The organism is Pseudomonadota bacterium (assembly GCA_039818985.1).
GTDB lineage: Bacteria > Pseudomonadota > Alphaproteobacteria > Sphingomonadales > Sphingomonadaceae > Alterisphingorhabdus.
This window is the reverse complement of the sequence record JBCBSU010000001.1, coordinates 1,155,996-1,174,301: the sequence shown is the minus strand read 5'-3', so window position 1 is coordinate 1,174,301 and position 18,306 is coordinate 1,155,996. Positions and strand designations below refer to the sequence as shown.

20 protein-coding genes and 2 tRNA genes are annotated in these 18,306 nt (G+C 56.0%); 9 read left to right on the top strand and 13 right to left on the bottom strand.

All coding sequences use genetic code 11. From position 1 onward, the window contains the following. Nucleotides 1-11 precede the first annotated feature (11 nt). Nucleotides 12-980: a thymidylate synthase gene (gene thyA / locus AAFX04_05580; protein MEO1044892.1), complete on the bottom strand. Its 969-nt coding sequence runs from the start codon at nucleotides 978-980 to the stop codon at nucleotides 12-14. Between the two features lie 167 nt (nucleotides 981-1,147). Between thyA and AAFX04_05575 the strand changes: the two genes are divergently transcribed. Then, nucleotides 1,148-1,224: transfer RNA gene (locus AAFX04_05575), tRNA-Pro, on the top strand. Nucleotides 1,225-1,627: 403 nt separating this feature from the next. Here the strand turns inward: AAFX04_05575 and AAFX04_05570 are convergent. The 7 genes from AAFX04_05570 to AAFX04_05540 all read right to left on the bottom strand — a co-directional run bounded on the left by AAFX04_05570 (nucleotide 1,628) and on the right by AAFX04_05540 (nucleotide 8,289). Continuing rightward, entirely contained in the window at nucleotides 1,628-3,091 is a 1,464-nt protein-coding gene (locus AAFX04_05570; protein ID MEO1044891.1) for a hypothetical protein, read from the bottom strand. Nucleotides 3,092-3,100: 9 nt separating this feature from the next. Then, on the bottom strand, nucleotides 3,101-3,754 hold the full coding sequence (locus tag AAFX04_05565) for a hypothetical protein (GenBank protein ID MEO1044890.1): 654 nt from the start codon (nucleotides 3,752-3,754) through the stop codon (nucleotides 3,101-3,103). 35 nt (nucleotides 3,755-3,789) lie between these two features. Then, complete coding sequence (locus AAFX04_05560; GenBank protein MEO1044889.1) at nucleotides 3,790-4,368, bottom strand: hypothetical protein; 579 nt, start codon at nucleotides 4,366-4,368, stop codon at nucleotides 3,790-3,792. Further along, nucleotides 4,352-4,960: an AAA family ATPase gene (locus tag AAFX04_05555; protein ID MEO1044888.1), complete on the bottom strand. Its 609-nt coding sequence runs from the start codon at nucleotides 4,958-4,960 to the stop codon at nucleotides 4,352-4,354. Before AAFX04_05555 ends, AAFX04_05560 begins: the two co-directional genes overlap by 17 nt. Before the next feature lie 191 nt (nucleotides 4,961-5,151). Further along, nucleotides 5,152-5,643, bottom strand: coding sequence for a DUF2147 domain-containing protein (locus AAFX04_05550; GenBank protein MEO1044887.1), 492 nt, complete (start codon nucleotides 5,641-5,643; stop codon nucleotides 5,152-5,154). Beyond that, nucleotides 5,627-6,274: a YceI family protein gene (locus tag AAFX04_05545; protein ID MEO1044886.1), complete on the bottom strand. Its 648-nt coding sequence runs from the start codon at nucleotides 6,272-6,274 to the stop codon at nucleotides 5,627-5,629. Before AAFX04_05545 ends, AAFX04_05550 begins: the two co-directional genes overlap by 17 nt. A 35-nt stretch (nucleotides 6,275-6,309) precedes the next feature. Further along, complete coding sequence (locus AAFX04_05540; GenBank protein MEO1044885.1) at nucleotides 6,310-8,289, bottom strand: beta-galactosidase; 1,980 nt, start codon at nucleotides 8,287-8,289, stop codon at nucleotides 6,310-6,312. 59 nt (nucleotides 8,290-8,348) lie between these two features. Between AAFX04_05540 and AAFX04_05535 the strand changes: the two genes are divergently transcribed. The 4 genes from AAFX04_05535 to AAFX04_05520 all read left to right on the top strand — a co-directional run bounded on the left by AAFX04_05535 (nucleotide 8,349) and on the right by AAFX04_05520 (nucleotide 11,470). Continuing rightward, nucleotides 8,349-9,452, top strand: a complete 1,104-nt coding sequence (locus AAFX04_05535) for a galactose-1-phosphate uridylyltransferase (GenBank protein ID MEO1044884.1) — start codon at nucleotides 8,349-8,351, stop codon at nucleotides 9,450-9,452. After that, nucleotides 9,449-10,513: a galactokinase gene (gene galK, locus AAFX04_05530; GenBank protein ID MEO1044883.1), complete on the top strand. Its 1,065-nt coding sequence runs from the start codon at nucleotides 9,449-9,451 to the stop codon at nucleotides 10,511-10,513. Before AAFX04_05535 ends, galK begins: the two co-directional genes overlap by 4 nt. A gap of 83 nt (nucleotides 10,514-10,596) precedes the next feature. Continuing rightward, nucleotides 10,597-11,043 (top strand): potassium channel family protein, encoded by a 447-nt coding sequence (locus tag AAFX04_05525; GenBank protein ID MEO1044882.1) that lies wholly within the window; start codon nucleotides 10,597-10,599, stop codon nucleotides 11,041-11,043. A gap of 79 nt (nucleotides 11,044-11,122) precedes the next feature. Next, the gene (locus AAFX04_05520) at nucleotides 11,123-11,470 is read left to right on the top strand and encodes a DUF1496 domain-containing protein (GenBank protein MEO1044881.1); all 348 of its coding nucleotides are present in this window, start codon (nucleotides 11,123-11,125) and stop codon (nucleotides 11,468-11,470) included. Nucleotides 11,471-11,705: 235 nt separating this feature from the next. Here the strand turns inward: AAFX04_05520 and AAFX04_05515 are convergent, their stop codons facing one another. Further along, nucleotides 11,706-11,837, bottom strand: coding sequence for a hypothetical protein (locus AAFX04_05515; GenBank protein ID MEO1044880.1), 132 nt, complete (start codon nucleotides 11,835-11,837; stop codon nucleotides 11,706-11,708). Between the two features lie 103 nt (nucleotides 11,838-11,940). On the opposite strand from AAFX04_05515, the gene AAFX04_05510 reads away from it, so the two are divergent. Then, entirely contained in the window at nucleotides 11,941-12,717 is a 777-nt protein-coding gene (locus AAFX04_05510; GenBank protein ID MEO1044879.1) for a class I SAM-dependent methyltransferase, read from the top strand. A 127-nt stretch (nucleotides 12,718-12,844) separates the two neighbouring features. Here the strand turns inward: AAFX04_05510 and AAFX04_05505 are convergent. Continuing rightward, nucleotides 12,845-12,934 (bottom strand) — tRNA-Ser (locus AAFX04_05505). 169 nt (nucleotides 12,935-13,103) lie between these two features. Here AAFX04_05505 and hspQ point away from each other — a divergent pair. Next, the gene (gene hspQ, locus AAFX04_05500) at nucleotides 13,104-13,430 is read left to right on the top strand and encodes a heat shock protein HspQ (GenBank protein ID MEO1044878.1); all 327 of its coding nucleotides are present in this window, start codon (nucleotides 13,104-13,106) and stop codon (nucleotides 13,428-13,430) included. A gap of 20 nt (nucleotides 13,431-13,450) precedes the next feature. Here hspQ and AAFX04_05495 read toward each other — a convergent pair whose 3' ends face one another. After that, entirely contained in the window at nucleotides 13,451-14,329 is an 879-nt protein-coding gene (locus tag AAFX04_05495) for an ABC transporter permease (GenBank protein ID MEO1044877.1), read from the bottom strand. A 60-nt stretch (nucleotides 14,330-14,389) separates the two neighbouring features. On the opposite strand from AAFX04_05495, the gene AAFX04_05490 reads away from it, so the two are divergent. Together AAFX04_05490 and AAFX04_05485 are read left to right on the top strand one after the other, a co-directional pair. Continuing rightward, nucleotides 14,390-15,082 carry a GcrA family cell cycle regulator gene (locus AAFX04_05490; protein ID MEO1044876.1) on the top strand — a complete coding sequence of 231 codons (693 nt, stop codon included), beginning with the start codon at nucleotides 14,390-14,392 and terminating at the stop codon, nucleotides 15,080-15,082. A gap of 72 nt (nucleotides 15,083-15,154) precedes the next feature. Further along, entirely contained in the window at nucleotides 15,155-16,033 is an 879-nt protein-coding gene (locus AAFX04_05485) for a DUF547 domain-containing protein (GenBank protein ID MEO1044875.1), read from the top strand. A gap of 20 nt (nucleotides 16,034-16,053) precedes the next feature. Here the strand turns inward: AAFX04_05485 and AAFX04_05480 are convergent, their stop codons facing one another. Beyond that, nucleotides 16,054-16,821, bottom strand: coding sequence for a glycosyltransferase family 2 protein (locus tag AAFX04_05480; protein MEO1044874.1), 768 nt, complete (start codon nucleotides 16,819-16,821; stop codon nucleotides 16,054-16,056). Beyond that, a complete protein-coding gene (locus AAFX04_05475; protein ID MEO1044873.1) occupies nucleotides 16,802-18,283 on the bottom strand; it encodes a hypothetical protein in 1,482 nt (493 codons plus the stop codon). The genes AAFX04_05480 and AAFX04_05475 overlap by 20 nt, the downstream gene beginning before the upstream one ends. Between the last annotated feature and the right edge of the window lie 23 nt (nucleotides 18,284-18,306).

Here is an 18,306-nt window from a genome sequence, read left to right as displayed (position 1 = left end):
CCCCAAAAACGCTACACCGCAACAGGTGCAGCAATATGTGCCTGTGGCGTGTAATCATGCACCACAAAATCCTCGATCCGGTAACCGAATATGTCCGATGCACGGCGGGCAATCTCAAGCCTGGGATAGCCCGATGGAGTGCGTGACAGTTGCTCGGTGACCAGCGATTCGTGATTCTCGTAGAGATGGACATCGCCGCCATTCCAGATCAACTCGCCCGGCGCCAGACCGCATTGCTGTGCCAACATATGGGTCAGCAGCGCGGCCGAGAAGATATTGAACGGAACCCCGAGCGCAACATCACAGGAGCGCTGATAGAGCAGGCATGTCAGCTGCCCCTCGGCGACAAAGAACTGATAGGTTTTGTGGCAAGGCGGTAGCGCCATCCGGTCGAGTTCGGCGACATTCCAGCCCTCAAAGATATGGCGGCGCGACCCCGGATTGTCGCGCAGGCTGGTGACAAGATCGGCAATCTGGTTGATGCCGTGCTGGCGGCGGCGATACAGCCCCTCACCTGCCTCGGGTGCCGGGTCATAAACCGGCCAGTCGACCCACTGCTTACCATAGACCGGACCCAGATCACCCCATTGTGTGGCAAAACCGGCATCGGCGATGATCCGCGCCTCGAAAGCATCGCGGTCGATATCCTCGCCGGTCGCCGCGCGATATTTGGCCAGCGGCCAGTCGGTCCAGATATGCACCTTCTGCTCGACCAGCGGTCGGATATTGGTGTCACCGGAGAGAAACCACAGCATCTCACGCGCCGCCGTCTTCCAGTAAACCCGCTTGGTCGTAAGCAACGGCACCGCGCCATCGGCGAGCGAAAAGCGCATATTGGCACCGAATAGCGCGCGCGTGCCGGTGCCGGTGCGATCCCCCCGGTGCACACCATCGCGCCAGATGGTCCGCATCAGCGCCAGATACTGGTCTTCATAATGCGCAACAGACGGCATTTCGGGCTCGGTGAGAATCGCTGACATGGCATTTGACTAAGCCAAAACCGCGCATCTTGCCAGAGTGGCAGACCGGTTATCCCGCTGGCCCGATGGCGACGCTACAGAGGCAAATTGCAGACTTGCATCGCCTCAGCGGCTTGCCTATAGGCGCATGCCTGCCTTCCATCGCCATGGCGATGTCATCGAACCGTCGGGGAGTAGCTCAGCCTGGTAGAGCACTGTCTTCGGGAGGCAGGGGCCGGAGGTTCGAATCCTCTCTCCCCGACCAAAACACATGAAATTCTTCCCAGGTGGTTTGCGCCGTAAACACATCGCGGATGGCGAAATTCCCCCTCTCTGACCTATTTTTTCAGTCAGCTCATGGGCAAAGTCCGCCAAATTTTTATAGGCTCCGCGATAGTCTGCTTCCATCACCCTTTTGGTATCTTCTATATTGCTGTTGAAATGCACGAGCAATTTGTCAGTTTGTCGCTCCCTCATCAGGGATCATCACCTGCATGGGCAGTGACGTATAACATACGGCTCAGTTGGCCGGATCATCAGTCGGAGCGATAAAAGTGGCTGGCCTGTAAAGCGATTATGAGCGCAGCATCTCTCGGTAAACTTTATCCCGATAATATGCAGGCCAAACCTTGTTGCTATATGCTCTTCTAAATCTGCATTTGATGATTCTAGCTTCGACCAATCTTCTGTACAATGGATGCCGAGAGTGACAAAAAAGCTACTGTGCGAAAAATACTGACCGCCAATGTCCCTTGAGAAGATACAGCAGTATCCTGCAACCATGGGCCTCCTACACCCACAAATATAAGTACCAAAACATCCAATCCAACAGAAATTGGGACATCAGAAGAATCATTGAAAAACCATTTGGTCCAATCGTTGCGTCCAACAGTTACCATAACAGAAGCCAATAAACCTATAGTTAGTATTGAAATCACTTGATTAAAGAGCCTGACGCCATAGCCATATAAATATCCAAATAATATCAGAGGAACTATTTTCTGATATCTACCTTGCTTAATTGACCACTTGTGCAACTGGATCATTTTACGGTATTTTGCCGTGTCAGCTTTAGATGTTTCGTTTTCACTATTATAGTAATTTTCCAGTATTGATCCAAGTGCAACATCATAAGTTGTCCTTGACTTTTTTTCAAAGAATTCAGCACTGTCACTGTCAAAACGAACCTGCGCGGGCTCAAGCCGCTTTAAACTTAGGCAAGCTGGAAATTCCGTTTCATCCACTTGCCGTTCATCTTTATGTCCGGAGAGATATTTGGGTGAGTAAAAAGCAAATCGCCCGCATTCCCTGACATCGTTAATTTCAAACTTTGATTGTAATGACCATGTTAGGCGTCGGAATCTTACGATCTGCGAAAAAGAACTCCGGGTAATTGCCAACTTTTTAATTTGACGAAGATGTTCAACAAAAACATTTTCTGCCGATACATTGTCAACTTTTATATTCGAGTAATTCGTTGTAGCGCTTCTCGGAGAAATTCGAATCGTCTGAATATTCGTATCCTGAATAGATATTGCAGAGCATGACCCTAATGCTATCTTGCTTAAACCCAGTAGATCGGTATCTTTAATATCAACTCTAGAATTTGTACCGCTGTTTATGTGCAAGCGACCGTGTATAACGGAACCGCCTGCCAAAGTGAGAACATCACTTGCTTCAGACTGATCCATAACAAATTCACGGATAGCACAACCCTCAATCACAAAAGAACGACAAGTGACTGACGTAAGCCGGACTGTTCCATCGATAACAGAGTCTTGCAAAGAGATTTTCGTTCCATCACTCGAGCCATCCAGGTGATGAATAATCAGATCTCCCTTAATATTGCAGTTTGTGAAAGAAAGCCCTTCAATGCCTTTAGCACTGTGAATTCTTATGCCTTCGGCAAAGTCACAATTCACAAACTGAATATGCTTTTTTGGTGCCCCTATCAGTTGTTTTATGGCCAGATATTTGAACTCACAGCTATTGACTGTTACAATTTTAGTATCCAAGCGCAGCACATTGATCTGCAACGCTGGAACAGATCGATTAGTCAATTCTTGGCCTGACCAAAGAATTTTGTCTATTTCGCCCGCGCGTTCAGGAAAGTCTGTCGATACTCCATTCATCTGGCTCACCTACTCTTTTAATGAGCTGTTTTCTAATTTAATGAGCTGTTTTCTAAGCCAATCGGATTTTTGCTTGCGATCCTTAGGAAACAGGGTTTTACGCGCATTTTCAATTCGACTCAGAGCCTCTTGCCGATCTGCCGCAGCCCAAAGCTCGGGAGCGATTAGGAGTACAGAACTTATGAATGCATTGAATCCCAAGTTAGCAGCACGACGCAAACAACGATCGGAAGCCCATATTTGATTTGATGCACAAATTCCCAGTTCGACAACTTCATCCGGCTCCAGGTGGCAAAGCTTATTGCAAGCCGGCAGCTGTGGAGCGAGCTGTTTCAGAACCGAACGTTCAGATTGACCGATAAAGGTAGAATGAACGTAAGCAATCTCATTGCCAGACAGCAGACTTGGCGATTTCAAATCTTGAATAACTGGCAGATATATAAATTTGCCATCAATACTATATTGGCATTTTTTGTCATGCCTGCAAACAAAAAACCGCGCTTCATTTGCTTTTTCAGCCAAATCTATTGCTATACTTAATTGCTGTGAAATATTTTTTTTTGCAAAACCAAAACTGTTACCAAAAATTATAAAGCAAGATAAGTCAAAATTTTGATAATGTCGGACAAGCCTTTCCAAGAACTCGCTATCTATCTCTGCCAAAGGCGAGCGAGCAACTGGCAAGGGAAGTATTGGGGTCAATTATTCACCAGATGTGCTATAATAGCTTCATTTAGAGCATGCGCGGCTTTTACTGGATCATTACCATTATTATCGAATATAATATCAAAATACGACAGATTATGGGCAGTCTCTTGCAATTCCTCCCGAGCTGCTTCAAATCGAGTCGCCTGCTCTTCTAAATCACCCGCATGGCGTTCAGCGAGTCTTTGATGAATTGTTTGGGGAGTACAAGCCAACAATATCGAGAGAGAATTATGAACCTTACCTTTGATATTTAATAGATTCTCCAATTTTCCTGTATGAACGATAGGCCATTGCCTGTTATCAAGAGCGGTATTTATAGTTTTACGAGAAAGACCATAGCGCCTGCCATAACGACTATGCCACTGCAGTAATTCTTCCTGCTCAATCATCAAGTCAAATTCTGCAGGTGATATTATGATGTGGTTACTACTGCCAGATGTCGAATCCTTGAACTTGTTAGCCATGACATAACAAGGGTCCAAATCATGCAAACACTGCGTCAATGTGTCCTTGCCGCTTGTTGGCGGCCCACTGAGTAAAATGACATGTGGTTCAAAAGTGCTCAACATCATTTATAATTTTCTCACATATGTTATGGATGCTCTGTTCAGGCCGATTATCGTAAATAAGGACGGGAGGCTTGGGAACTTCAATGCCTTGAGCAAACGCCTCATATTCCTCCCAGATTGCCATTTTGATTTGGTCTCTGACAGCATTGCGCTGCATCAATCGACGCTTTGTGATCGCAAGATCGCAATCCAGCCAAACCATCGTTAGTTTGAAATCATAATCATCTACTTGCTCTGCAATCTTCTTAATCCATAAAGAATTATTCATTTCCGATATAAAAGGAGCTGTCGCGATAGTAGGTATACCTAAGCTTACATTTTCCATGACTGTATTCATGAAGCATTGGTATTCTGCAGGCCGTGCCCTTTCCACGTAGATGACAGAATCTCTATCCCCGGGCCCGAAATCACTGCCAGCTTCTGCGACAAGGGCATCAACCAATTCACGTGTCAGAGTATCTTTGTCCAGATAAGCATATTTTACCCGCCGAGTTAGATATTTACCAACGGTAGACTTCCCAGATCCTGTGAGACCGCCGACCAGCACCAAATGTGACATTTTCCCTCCAGCGTCGTTATGGCCATAGATCACGGCGCGTCATTTTCAGCTCTGGTTTGCCCTCGGCGATGGCTTGTTGGCTACATTTGGTTACATAGCGCTTGCCAATCGCATAAGCCATTACCGCTTTGAATGCGACCATTTCAAAGGCAATGGTTGAGCCGCTGACAAGATGCGGAAACACCCATTGCCGTTCTCACGTCTCCATTTTGAGTAACGAGCTACTATCTCGCCGCTCTCGTCGCCGAGCTTTCTCCCTCCAAACGCTTCCATATCTGCGATCTGCAGCCAACGCGGCCGAGCAGGCAGCCCTTGATCTTGATTCGGTTGCGGTCGAGCACTTCGGCGCTGCCTGACACTTCGCGATCCTTGTCGGCGACATAGGCTCTGCCGCGCCAGATGCCTTTGCGGTCCTGTGTGAAATTGCGTAATATGACCATGCCGATCAGTGGCTCATCACTGCCCTTCTTTGCATCCTTCTGGGCTTTTTCGCTAGCCCAGACGACACGCCCGCAGCGAAATTCACCACAGGTATAGAGCTCGATATGGACGCTGCCCGAAGGGTTTTGCCATATGCCGAAGGTCTCGGCAGGCGCTTGGCCCGTCGCAACACCAACTGGCAGTGCCGCAATAACCAGCAAAACCAGACGGATGAAAGCAAGGCCCGGCCATCGCGCCCCGGCTCTGTGCCGGGCGGGCTTATTGTGCGCTGCCATCTTTGGCAAAAACAAGGCTTGCAGTTACCGGTACGGCTGGGCTGATCGACGGCAGGCCGGCAATTTCGCGCAGCTGATCAAGCCCTTCGCCGAGTGCGAACTGCGTGGCATCGACGATTACCGGCTTGACCGTTTCCACAAGAACCCGATCATCGGCGATCCGGGTTACCGCCAGATCGGCATCGAATTCACCGCCAACGCCATGCAGCTCGAGCGACAAGGGCGTGGTAAGGGTTTTCTGTTCGCCCAGTTTGAGCGTCTCCAACAGTTTCGGATCGATCTGCGCGCCGACTTTTGCATCGGGAAACTGTTCGACCTGGAACAGGATATCACGCATGCGCTCGTCGCGAATATCCACAGCGGTATCGACACTGCTGAGGTCGATTGTGACCTCAGCCTTGCCACTGGCATCAACCGCACCGCTTTCGGTGAGGAAACGGTGCGCTTCACCGACGCTGTCAGCCTTTATCGAGACAAAGGCAATCTGGGAATTATCGGGGACCAGACTCCACGCCCCGTCCAGCGGCGCAGGCGCTTCCTCCGGGGCGCTGCACGCCATCACTGCGGCCAGCAACAGCATGATAATCCAGTGTTTCTGCATATCGACTACCTTTTCGATTCCCTGTAGCACAATATAGCATGAAAGCGGCGCGATGCCACGACCGCTCAGCCCCTGCGCCAGATTGCAACTCTACATGCGGCAAGCTGGCGCTGGCCAAGAAGATAGTCCGCATCATCCGCTGGTCCGCCGATGCCGGTGCAGTCGATGGTGGCATCGGAATAGTTGAACGCACAGACCAGATCGCCATGGCGGCGCAGCCGGACTCCGCCCGGTAGTTCCTGTGTCGCCACACCGGCGGCGTTGAGGATAGTGGCCATCACTGTAGCCATCAGATCGGCACCGGGCCAGCAGGCGAGATAATGAACATGCCCCCGCGCAAACCATGCGCCTGTGCCATCACCAAAGCCCGCCAGCGGCTCGGTATCGCTGACAATCTGCTCGCGCCAGCATTTGGCGGTGAACCGGCTGTCACCAATATGCACCGGAATAGCGACCGATGCGGCGAGAGATTCGACCTGCTCGACCCGAAGCGGGATCAGTTCGGCCAGCGGCCCCGGCGGCAAGCTGGCGGGGATGGTCAGCGTTTCGGTCTTGCTGCCACAACGCGGTAACAGGCACAGCACACCATCAAAAGCCTTGAGCCGATCGGTCAGGTCATCGGCCATATAGGGCAGGCTCGGCACAAACAGCGCCTTATAGCCATTCAGCGCCGCTGCTGGCCCGACAATATCGACCGAAACGCCCCACCGCCGCAGCGCGGCGTAAAGCTCGAAGGCCTGTTGCGCATAGTCAAAATCCGCGCCCTGGGGCTGGGTTTCGATCATCCATTGCGCAGCATAGTCGAATAGGATCGCCACCTCGGCCTGTGTCGGCTGTACTGGCCCAATGCGCGCCAGATCCTCGGCAATGGTTTCCAGCTCGGTCCAGACCGGTGCGGGCCGGTCATCGGGCAACCGCAGCCCGGCATGCATCTGCTCCTGCGCGAACGGCACCTGGCGCCAGCGGAACCAGCTCAACAGAGATGCGCCATGGGCAAAGGCCTCCCAGCTCCATAGCCGCACCATGCCGGTGTCGGGCATAGCATTATGCTGGGCCCAGTTTACCGGCCCTGGCTGCTGTTCCATGATACCCCATGCCGGTGCGCAACCGCGATAAAGATCATGATGAAAGGCGGCAAAATCGGGATGGCCGCGGCAGCGGTAGCGCGCCTTGTCATCGTCACTATAGCCCGGGTTCTGCTGCAGAAAGCCGAGCGGATAGCTGTCCCAGGTTGCCATATCGAGATCGTCACCGACGGCATGATGATCGAAATCGGTAAAATGCCCCATGAAATTATGGCTCACCGGGATGTCAGGGGCATATTTGCGCAATATCACGCATTGTTCGGCGTTGAAGCTGCGCAACTGGTCGGAGGAGAAGCGCCGGAAATCGAGGACATGCGACGGATTGGGTTCGGTCACCGTAGCATTGGGCAGGTCGACCTCATCGAAGCTGCGATATTCCATGCTCCAGAAGACATTGCCCCAGGCGCTGTTAAGTGCCTCAACTGTGCCATAGCGGGTGGCCAGCCAGCCACGGAACGCTTTTGCGGCCATCGGCGAATAGCTCAGCACCGTGTCATGGCAGCCATATTCATTATCGGTCTGCCACATCACCAGTTCGTGATGCTGGCCATAGCGTTTGGCAAGTGCTTCGGTAATGCGTCGGGATTCGGCACGATAATTCTCTGAGGAGAAGCAATAATGCCGTCGCGAACCAAAGCATCGCGGACGTCCATGACGATCATGCGCCAATATATCGGGCACCGCATCGATCAGCCATTTGGGCGGTGTCGCCGTCGGGGTGCACAGCACGATCTGCATGGCATAGGCGTCGGCCAGTTCCATGATCCGGTCGAGCCAGCTCCAGTCATAACGCCCCGGTTCGGGCTCGATCCGGCTCCAGGCAAATTCACCAATGCGGATGCGCGATATGCCCATTTCGCGCATCCGCGCGAAATCAGTGGTCCACATCGTCTCGGGCCAGTGCTCGGGATAATAGCAGACACCAAGCGCCATGGAGACGGGCTTTTGTGTGACGGGCATCGGCAAACCTCAACTGCATGGTGATTACCGCTTGCCAGCCTGAACCTGATCGGCTTTGCATGCAAGCCATGTCGGACAAGGCACATATCATTGAAGGGCCCGGCGCCGCAGGACCGGTCTATCGCCGCGATCACCGCAAGGCCGATGGCCGCAGCCTCTATCTCTATGGCCATAAGCCACATGCTCTGCCGCCTATGGCGGAGACAGCGGCTACCATCGCACCGGGTGGTGAATTGCGACGGGATCCGCTTCGCGGCGACTGGGCTGTCTATGCCGGGCATCGGCAAAACCGCACCCATTTGCCCAATCCGGCAGACAATCCGCTTGCCCCGATGCGGCCCGATGGCGGCGAAACCGAAATCCCTTTTGCCGATTTCGAACTGGCGGTGTTCGACAATCGCTTCCCCAGCCTGCACCCCGATGCTGCGCAACCGGCAGCAGACCATTTAGACGCAGAAGAGCGGACTGCAGCCAGCGGCACATGCGAGGTGATTGTCTACAGCGCCGACGCCGATACCCGTCTTGCCGATCTGGTACAGGATCAACGCATCCTTCTGGTCGAAGCGTGGATCGACCGCTATCGCATGCTGCGAGCTGCAGGACTGGCCTATATCCTGCCATTCGAAAACCGTGGCACCGAGATCGGCGCAACTCTGCACCATCCGCATGGACAGATTTACGGCTTCCCGATTGTTCCCGAACCACAGGCCAACGCCGCCCGCGGTTTTGCCAAGGGCTATGACCTTGCGACAGCAATCGATAGCTGGGGCGAAGCGCATCATGTCGCCGCCAATGCCACCATGCAGGCAGTGGTGCCGCCTTTTGCCCGCTTCCCCTATGAATGCTGGATCGTGCCCAAGACCGCACATCACGGCCCATGGACCTTCTCAGCCGCAGAAGTGCGCGATTATGCCGCCATGCTGGGCCGGATGCAGGCTGCCTATGACGCACTGTTTGACCGTCCCATGCCCTATATGATGAGCCTGCACGCGGCACCGACCGGGCATGATGCCCCCTATCATTTCACCAGCCAGTTCTATCCGATGCTGCGCGATGCCAAACGGGTGAAATTTCTCGCTTCGGTTGAACAGGCAACGGGGGTGTTCACCGTCGATATCGCCCCTGAACAGGCGGCGGCAGCCCTGCGCACGGTGTTTGCATGACGACGGACACGGTCGCCGAGAGCTTTACCGCGCTTTTCGGCGAGGCCGCGAATGCAACCTGCTTTGCCCCGGGCCGGGTCAATCTGCTCGGTGAGCATATCGACAGCCATGGCGGTCATGTCCTGCCCATGGCGCTGCCTTTCGGCATTTCGCTGGCAGCAGCAGCGATTGACGGTGACCATGATCGCATCGCCTCGGCGCAGTTCGATGATATCGCCCAATATCGCTGTGGCGCACCCAAGACCGGTCACTGGAGCGATTATATTGCCGGTGCGCTGGAAACGGCGCGCAGCCAGGGCTGGCTCGCCGGTGCCGCTGCCATCTATTGCGACAGCGCCATCCCTGTCGGTGCCGGGCTTTCTTCTTCGGCCGCGACAATCATCGCGGTGCTCAAGGCATTCGCTCCCGACAACCTCGCGGCTACCGACCTTGCGACGCTGGCGCAATCGGTAGAGCATGATTTTATCGGAATGCCCTGCGGTATTATGGACCAGATGGCAATCGCAGTCCCCGCGCCGGGCGAAATATTGCTGCTTGACTGCCGTTCGCTAGAATATGAGCGGCTGCCGCTGCCGTCGGACTGGGACATCGCCGTCGTGCATTCGGGCCAGCACCGCGCGCTTGCCGATGGCCGCTATCGTCAGCGTATCGAGGAAGCAGGACGGGCAAGACAGCTTCTTGGCCTCACCTGGCTTACAGACCTCGCACGCGAGGACACCCTCCCCGCGCTGCAGGACCCGGTGTTATCACGCCGGGTGCGCCATATTGCCAGCGAGGAAGCACGGGTGATGCAAGCGGTCGAGGCGCTGCGCAATGGGAACGCCACGGCATTCGGCGCATTGATGCAAATAGGGCATCACTCCATGGTCAAAGACTTCGACGCATCAACCCCGGAAATCGATAGGCTGGTGGCTGATGCGGTTGAAGCCGGAGCCCATGGCGCCCGCATCACCGGTGCCGGCTTTGGCGGCTGTATCGTCGCGCTGCTGCCTCGCGGCGAAAAGGGCCAGTGGTGGAGGAAGGTCAGCACCATTCACGCAAAAGCGTCTTTGCTATTTTAGGCCGGAACAATAATGGGGTAAGAATAGCAAGGGGGAAATGTGAGCATGCACGATAACTGCGCAGCAGCAGGGAATGAGAGCCGATGATCGCCCAGCTCGCCCTTGGATCGCTGCTGATCTGTCTTACCATCGTCATCGAGGTGGTTTTTATCGGCATCGCCATCCGTTTTCTCGCGCATTACAAAAGCTGGCTGAATGATGGCAGCCGCTTGTCGCGCTTCATGCTGCGGCTGGTGGGAATCGTGTTCTGGCTGTTGCTGGCGCTGGTTATCGCTGTGTGGATATGGGCGATGGCCTTTCTGTGGCTCGACGTGTTCGATGATCTGGAAACCGCTCTATATTTTTCGATCGTCTCGTTCACCACGCTCGGCTTCGGCGACATCATCGTCGGCAAGGACTGGCGCCTGCTGTCAGGGTTTTCTGCAGCAAACGGGCTGATCATGTTCAGCCTCACCACGGCATTTCTGATCGAATCCATTTCCGATCTGCGCGACAGCAATGGCGGCAACAAAGGCAAAGATGACGATTGAGCGCAATCCCTGACCTGCGAGAGCCCGCCATCATGGGCAGCAGCCGATTCATAGAAGAGAAGACGATTAGGAGGAGAGCATGATGATACACAGAAAAACGGTCAGCCTGCTATGTGTAGCGGCGCTATTCGCCTGCAGCGAGCCGCAAACTGCCGAGGTTGAACAACCCGGGGCAAGCGCTGGCGAGAACGTGGAGGATATAGCCTCCGGACAGGACATAGCGGTAGAAGCCCAGAATCCAGCCCTGCAAAACTCTCCGATGATCGATGAAATGCCCGATGAAGAAGGCTTTACGGTCAATACAAGAAAAGAGATTTGCTACTGGAACGACAAGAAATATTCCGATGGCGCCACTGTCTGCGAAAACGGACGCAGCCATAAATGCTGGAACGGCCGCTGGGTCGGCGGCAATTTCTGCCGAAGCTAGAGTTTCACCCCCTGATCAAAGCGGCGCGAAATAGCGCTCAACCGTAGTGAAGCTCAGCAAGCGGCGGCCGCGGCAATTCATGGCGGGCCACGCGTGATGAAAATGCGAACTATTCCTTCGCTATAGCACTACAACAACGCTAGCCTTGAATGCGCGGCGGTTTATGGTTTTTCGAAGTGGCGCGCCAGCGCACTACGCCTGTGTGTTGATGGTGCGTATTCCAAGCGCGTGTCCCCTACGACGGCTTTGAGCCCCAGCTTGGCCCCTCGGTAAAGCGTCCTTGGTTCCACTGTTGGCTGATCGCCTTCTCCAATTCGCGATAGGACGATCCCGGCACCGAGCGCACGGCGCTTGCGGTATTCGGCAAGATTCAACATGGTCGACTCTCGGCAATGAGAACATCAAGCTGCACCCTGACGTTCATGGACCGACTTGGATCCGGAAGAACGAGGAGCTAACGGAGAAAGACTGTGACAAGGACCCTGCTGGACGAAGTGGCTTATGCGATGGAGGCGCCGGAGTGCCTGCTGCCGCATTTGCCATATCTGCTTCAGGACTTGCCGTCATTGAGTGGCGCGGAAAACGACGTTGTGGAGGTGCTGAGCCAAGTCGGCTTCCCAAGTGGCGGCACTGTTCTGGATCTCGGATGCGGACGAGGCGACATAGCGATCCGGGTGGCGCGGGATTTCGGGGCCGAGGTCACAGGCGTAGACGGTCATCCGCCGTTCATCGAGATTGCGCGGCAATCGGCGAAGCAAGCGAGGCTGCAACGGCGCTGTAGATTTGTCGCGGCCGATCTGCGCAAGTCGCTGGCCAAGCCTGCGCGCTTCGACGCCCTTCTGATGATCGCGGTCGGGCCGGTGCTTGGCGATTGTGTCAAGACCATGAGCATGCTTCGCGCCGTCGTGCGCGATGGTGGCTGGATCGTCATCGACGATGCATATCTGGAAGACGGCATGCCTGCGTCGGCGGACTATGAAGACTATCTCGAACGGGAAGCGATGGAGGCCGGGCTGACACATTTCGGCGATGCAATCGTCGCGCGGCGGGTACGAAGCCCTCGCGGAAGGTTGTTTAATGCGCTTGCGCTCGAGACCATTCCCAAGCGCGCCACGGCGCTCGTAGAACTGTATCCGGAGCTCAAAGAGGCGATCGACCAATATGTCGCCAGACAGATTGAGGAAGTTGCACTGATGGACGGCCCGGTGGTCCCGACACTGTGGGCGATCCAGAAGACTGCCGCTTGAGATCAAGAAGCGTGGGATTTTCTTGGCGGCATCTCGGAACGACAATTGAATGTAGTTCAACTGTCGACTTTGTCCGCGGACCGGTCATCAATCCGGCGCAGCGGAGCATCGCACAATCGGCGGCGAATGGCGGAGAGACAGGGATTCGAACCCTGGGTAGGCTTGCGCCCACAACGGTTTTCGAGACCGCCCCGTTCGACCACTCCGGCACCTCTCCGCAACGGCCATGCCGCAAAAAATGGTCGCGCGGGCATAGCGAAGCGGCGCATTAGCCGAAGAAACCTGGCTTGCCAAGAGGCGATGCTTGCAGTGCAATGCAAAAACCCTAAATTAGGGATATGACCGAAGAACGTGACATCCCGCTGAGCCGCGATGAAATTATCGCGATGCCGGCCATTCGCTCTGCCAAATTCTCCATTGGCGATGTTGTGCGCCACCGCATGTTCGATTTTCGCGGGCTTATTTATGATGTTGACCCGGTCTTCGCCAATAGCGAGGAATGGTATGCCGCCATTCCCGAAGATATCCGCCCGTCAAAGGACCAGCCCTTCTATCACCTGCTCGCCGAGAATCAGGAAGGCAGTTATATTGCCTATGTCAGCCAGCAAAATCTCGTTGCTGATCAGGACGACGAGCCGGTGCGCCATCCCGACATTGCCGGGCTGTTCTCGCGTTCGCCCGATGGCCGTTACCAGCTGCGCAGCCGCCACTAGGCGCTGGCACATAAGCCCGACTAGCTTTTGATTTTCCAACCTGCGCGCAGCAGGGCATAGCATGTCGTGCCGAGCACGACATTGACGCCGATCAGCAGGAGCACGCCAGTTGTCAGCGATGCATCACTGGCGCCGATAAAGCCGTAGCGAAAACCGGAAATGACATAGAAGAACGGATTGAGCTGGCTGATCGCGCGAAAGGCCGGAGCCAGATTGTCAATCACATAGAATGTGCCTGAGAGCAGCGACAGTGGCGCGACAACGAAATTGGTGATCGCCGCCGAATGGTCGAACTTCTCGGCCCAGATAGAGGTCATCACCCCCATAAAGGATAGCATCAGCGCGCCCATCAACGCGAAGAAGACCAGCGCCCATAGGTACTGAACCTGGACCGTGACGCCGGGCCATATGAACATCGCCAGCCACACGGCAAAACCGACCAGCACCGCGCGAGTCATCGCGCCGCCGACCAGTGCCGCCAAGACCTCGGCAACCGAAAGCGGCGGCATCAGATAATCGATAATAGTGCCCTGCAGCTTGCCACCGAGCAGCGAGAAGCTGGCATTGGCAAAGGCGTTTTGCATCATCGCCATGACGATAAGGCCGGGAGCAATGAAGCTGGCAAAAGGCACACCCAGCACCATGCGCCCTTCGCGCCCCAGCGCCACGGTAAAGATGATGAGAAACAGCAAGGTGGTGATCGACGGCGCCCAGATTGTCTGCAACTGCACCTTGAAGAAGCGCCTCACCTCCTTCATATATAAGGCTGACAATCCCTGCCAGTTAACCGAATGAATGCGCGCCTCACCGGGCGGCAGGATACGGATTTCGCTGGCACCGTGCGTCGGGGCAGATTGCCCGGGCGATAACGGGGTGGAAGAATCTTGTTGATGCGCCATAGCTGCATCGCCTATCGGCGACGCGGCAGTGGCGCAAGAGCTAAGAAAGCAAAGATATTTATGGCATGGACCGATGAACGCATCGATAAGCTCAAGGAGTTGTGGGAAAAGGGGAATACCGCGAGCCAGATCGCTGAAGAGCTGGGCGGTGTCAGCCGCAACGCGGTTATCGGCAAGGCCCATCGGCTCGGACTGAAATCGCGTCCCTCGCCGGTAAAATCGGGCAAGAAAAAGACCAAGGCAAAGACCAAGACGGCGGACAAGGCGCCGCCGCGCAAGACGAAAACGGTCAAGACCGGCACGGCCAAGCCAGCCAAAGCCGCGATCAAACCAGCCCAGCCGGCAGCAGCCCGTCCCGCAGCCAATGCGTCGACTACCCCGTCACAGCCTTTGCCGTCACACGGTGCCGGCACAACGCCGAAAATCGTTTCGGTTGGCCCGGGTGGTTTCCTTCGTCAGGGTCCGGGCGACCAGCAGGCACCAATCCCGCCGGCACCGCCACGGCGTCTGGTCCCGGCCAAACCGAGCCCGGAAATTGCCGACAAGACCAGTCTGCTCGACCTAAATGACAAGATTTGCCGCTGGCCAATTGGTCATCCCGGTGAACCGGATTTCCACTTCTGCGGCGCCAAGGTCAACCCTGGCTTCCCCTATTGTGTCGAGCATTGCGGTCGTGCCTATCAGGCACAGTTGCCGCGCGGCACCCGCCGCCCGCCGCCGCCGCTGCCTTTTGGCGGACCGCGCGTACGCTGACAGCCAATCGTCCCGATGCGGGCGTAACTTTCGCATAGCTTGCCCCGAATGACCGAAAGAGTGTCTCCGGTCATGAAAGGTCCTGCCGTGCGTTCTTCTCCCGTTTCCTCCACCCTGAGCCATCACCGCTGGATCGCGTCGCTGTTGTTGTTTTTTGGCATGGTCATTGCCGCTGCCGCGCCTGCATCGGCGCAACTGGGGCCGCCAAGCAAGGATTTATGGGCGCGCTGGACGAAATCTGCCAAGACCAAGACCGTCAATGTCGATCACAGCGCCTATGCCAGCTTCCTCAAGCGCAACCTGGTGCGCGGCAGCGATGGCATCATCCGGGTGCGCTACAGCAGGGTATCGTCCGCCGATAAGACGCTGCTCAATCGCTACATCCGGCAGATGGAAGGGGTGAATGTCGACAAGCTCACCAGACCGCAGCAAATGGCCTATTGGATCAACCTCTACAATGCCAAGACGGTCGATCTGGTGATCGAGGCCTATCCGGTCAAATCGATCCGCAATGTCCGCAGCGTGCTGACACTTGGCCCCTGGGACGACAAGGTTCTCAAGGTACGCGGCACTGCGATCTCGCTCAACGATATTGAACACCGCATATTGCGGCCGATCTGGAAGGATGTGCGAATCCATTATGCGGTCAACTGCGCCTCGCTCGGCTGCCCCAATCTCGCGACCCGTCCCTATACTGCGGCGCGGCTTAACCTGATGCTCGAAGCGGCAGCGCGCGACTTCATCAACTCACCGCGCGCCTTCAGCATCCGCGGCGGGAAGCTGCACGCCTCATCGATTTTCAACTGGTACCAGTCCGACTGGGGCAGCAATGCCAACGCCGTGCTGCGCCATGCCCGGCGCTATGGCAATGCGGTAACCAGGGCCAAGCTGAAAGGCCGCACCACAATTGATGATTATGATTATGACTGGTCGCTGAATCTGGCACGCTAAGCGCCCGCACACTGAAAGGGCTATTCGGCCGGGTCGACAATGGTATTGGCGATCCGGTCACAGCGCCGCCGGACGATATGCTCGCGCCATGCCGCCACGCCGATGGTCCTCAGGATATAATAGCCCGCCAGAACCACGCCGCGCACCGTGCCTGAAATCTTCGAATGACCAATACGGCGGCGATAATCCACCGGCACTTCGCCAACCCGAAAACCGCATTGCAGGGCCCGGAGTTGCATCTCGACGGTCCAGCCAAAAGTCTCCTCGCGCATCCGCAATTGCCTCAGCGCATCATTGCCAATGGCCCGGAATGGACCGAGATCGCTATAGCCATGACCCCAGAAAAGGCGGATCAGGCTGCAGGCAAGGCGGTTACCGAAATATTGCTGCAGCGTCAGGGCCCCTGCCTCGCATTCCCCCAATGTGCGCGAGCCAATCACCATGTCGCGTTCATCATCGGCAATCGGTGCCACCAGACGTGCCATCTGCTCCGGAACATCGCTGCGGTCGCCATCCATGAAGATGATGATATCGGGTGCCAGCGCCTGCGCCGCAGCGATACCGGCAAGGCAGGCACGACCATATCCCGGTTCGGGAACGCTGATCACCAAAGCCCCAGCCCCGGCGGCCACCTCGGCCGTGGCATCAGAAGAACCATTATCAACGACGATGACCTGATCGACCCACAGCGGCACTTCGGGCAGCAGCTGGCGCAGCGCCGGCGCTTCATCGCGCGCCGGGATAATGACAACACAACGATGCTCGGCGTTACGGGTGTGCCATGTCATGGACAGGCTCCTCGACAATATGGGGTGAGACAAAATGCAGGATCAGCAAAACCAGTGCCGGTGCGGCGGACAGCAGAGCCGGGATCATCGCCCAGCGCTGATCGATCACCCCTGCCTGAACCAGAAAATCGCTATAATAGAAACCGGCAAAGGCGGGCAGCGCAATGAGCAGCCAGGTTGGCCGCAGCACCGCAAAGGGCAAGAGCCATACAGCGTACCAAGGATAGCCTGTTGGCGACAGCAGGCATAACAGCAGAACCAGCAATGCTGCGCGCATGACCGGATCTTTGGGGATAGGAACGCGCCACGGCCCTGGCCGGCCGGACTGGCCATCGCCTGCACCATTCCAGAACAGAAAGGCCATGCATGCCAGAACTGCAATGACCAGCAATCGTGCCAAGGTTGCAGCCGCATCACCGGCCCATATCAGCGCGCTCTGCAACAGGGGGAAGACCAGCGCATTGCGCTGCCAGTCGGCACCATAGCGCACCAGCCCCGCTTCTCGATCGAGCGCGAGTAATTGCGGCGCGGTCAGCGTCAGAGCGATCGCACCACCGATCAGTGCCAGCAGCCAGAAGCGCTGTGAACGCCGGAACAGCGCGGCCACCAGCATCGCCGGCCAGAATTTGATCGCTGCCGCCATACCCACAGCCGCAGCGGCCAGCCTCTCCTTGCGACCGACAATCAACCACAGGATGAGTGCCAATGCCGGTATGAGCAGTGCATCCATATGCGCGCTATTGGCAAATTCTTTCAGTACCAGCGGGTTCCACCAGTAGAGGCTGAGCGCAAATGGCCCCTGTCCCAGCCCGCGCAGCGCCAGCCACAGGAAAAGGAATCCGAGTATTTCAGCACCGAGAAACACCAGTTTCAGCGCTGTCAGTGAAAAGGGTGCCAGCCTGTATGCCAGCGCGAAAACCGCCTGCACCGGCGGTGGATAGATGGTGGCGATATGCGGGTTATTGACCCGCAATAATGTTTCCCTGCCGTTATCGGCCAGCTTCGCATAACCCGGCGGCGGCGGATCAGGCCGCACTCCGAGCGCCTGCGACAAGCGCTCGACATCGGGCGCGGTGGCAAAGCGTGCCGGCGGATGGGCATAGGGGTTGAGCCCCTCGGCGCTGACCGCGCCGTCCCACAAATAGCGATAATGATCGTCTTCCAGTATCGGCGGCCCGGGCAACAGGATCAATCGTCCTGCGACGCCCACCGCAAAGACCAACAATAGGAGATGCCTGCTCTTCCAACCGGCATGGCCAGTGGCAAAACCAGATTTCGCCCAGAAGAACCAGACCGTAAAAACCAGGCAAGACGATACCAGCACTATTGTGAAAAACGCAATCGGCCGGTCACGCAGCACAATGTCCCAGGCAAATTGCGGCGCCAAAAAGGCGATCAGCCCGGCAAAACCGAGACTGATCGCAGCGCCAACGGACAGGCTGAGAAGTGGCTGACGCGGCATCTGCGGCTGTCGGCAGAGCTGCG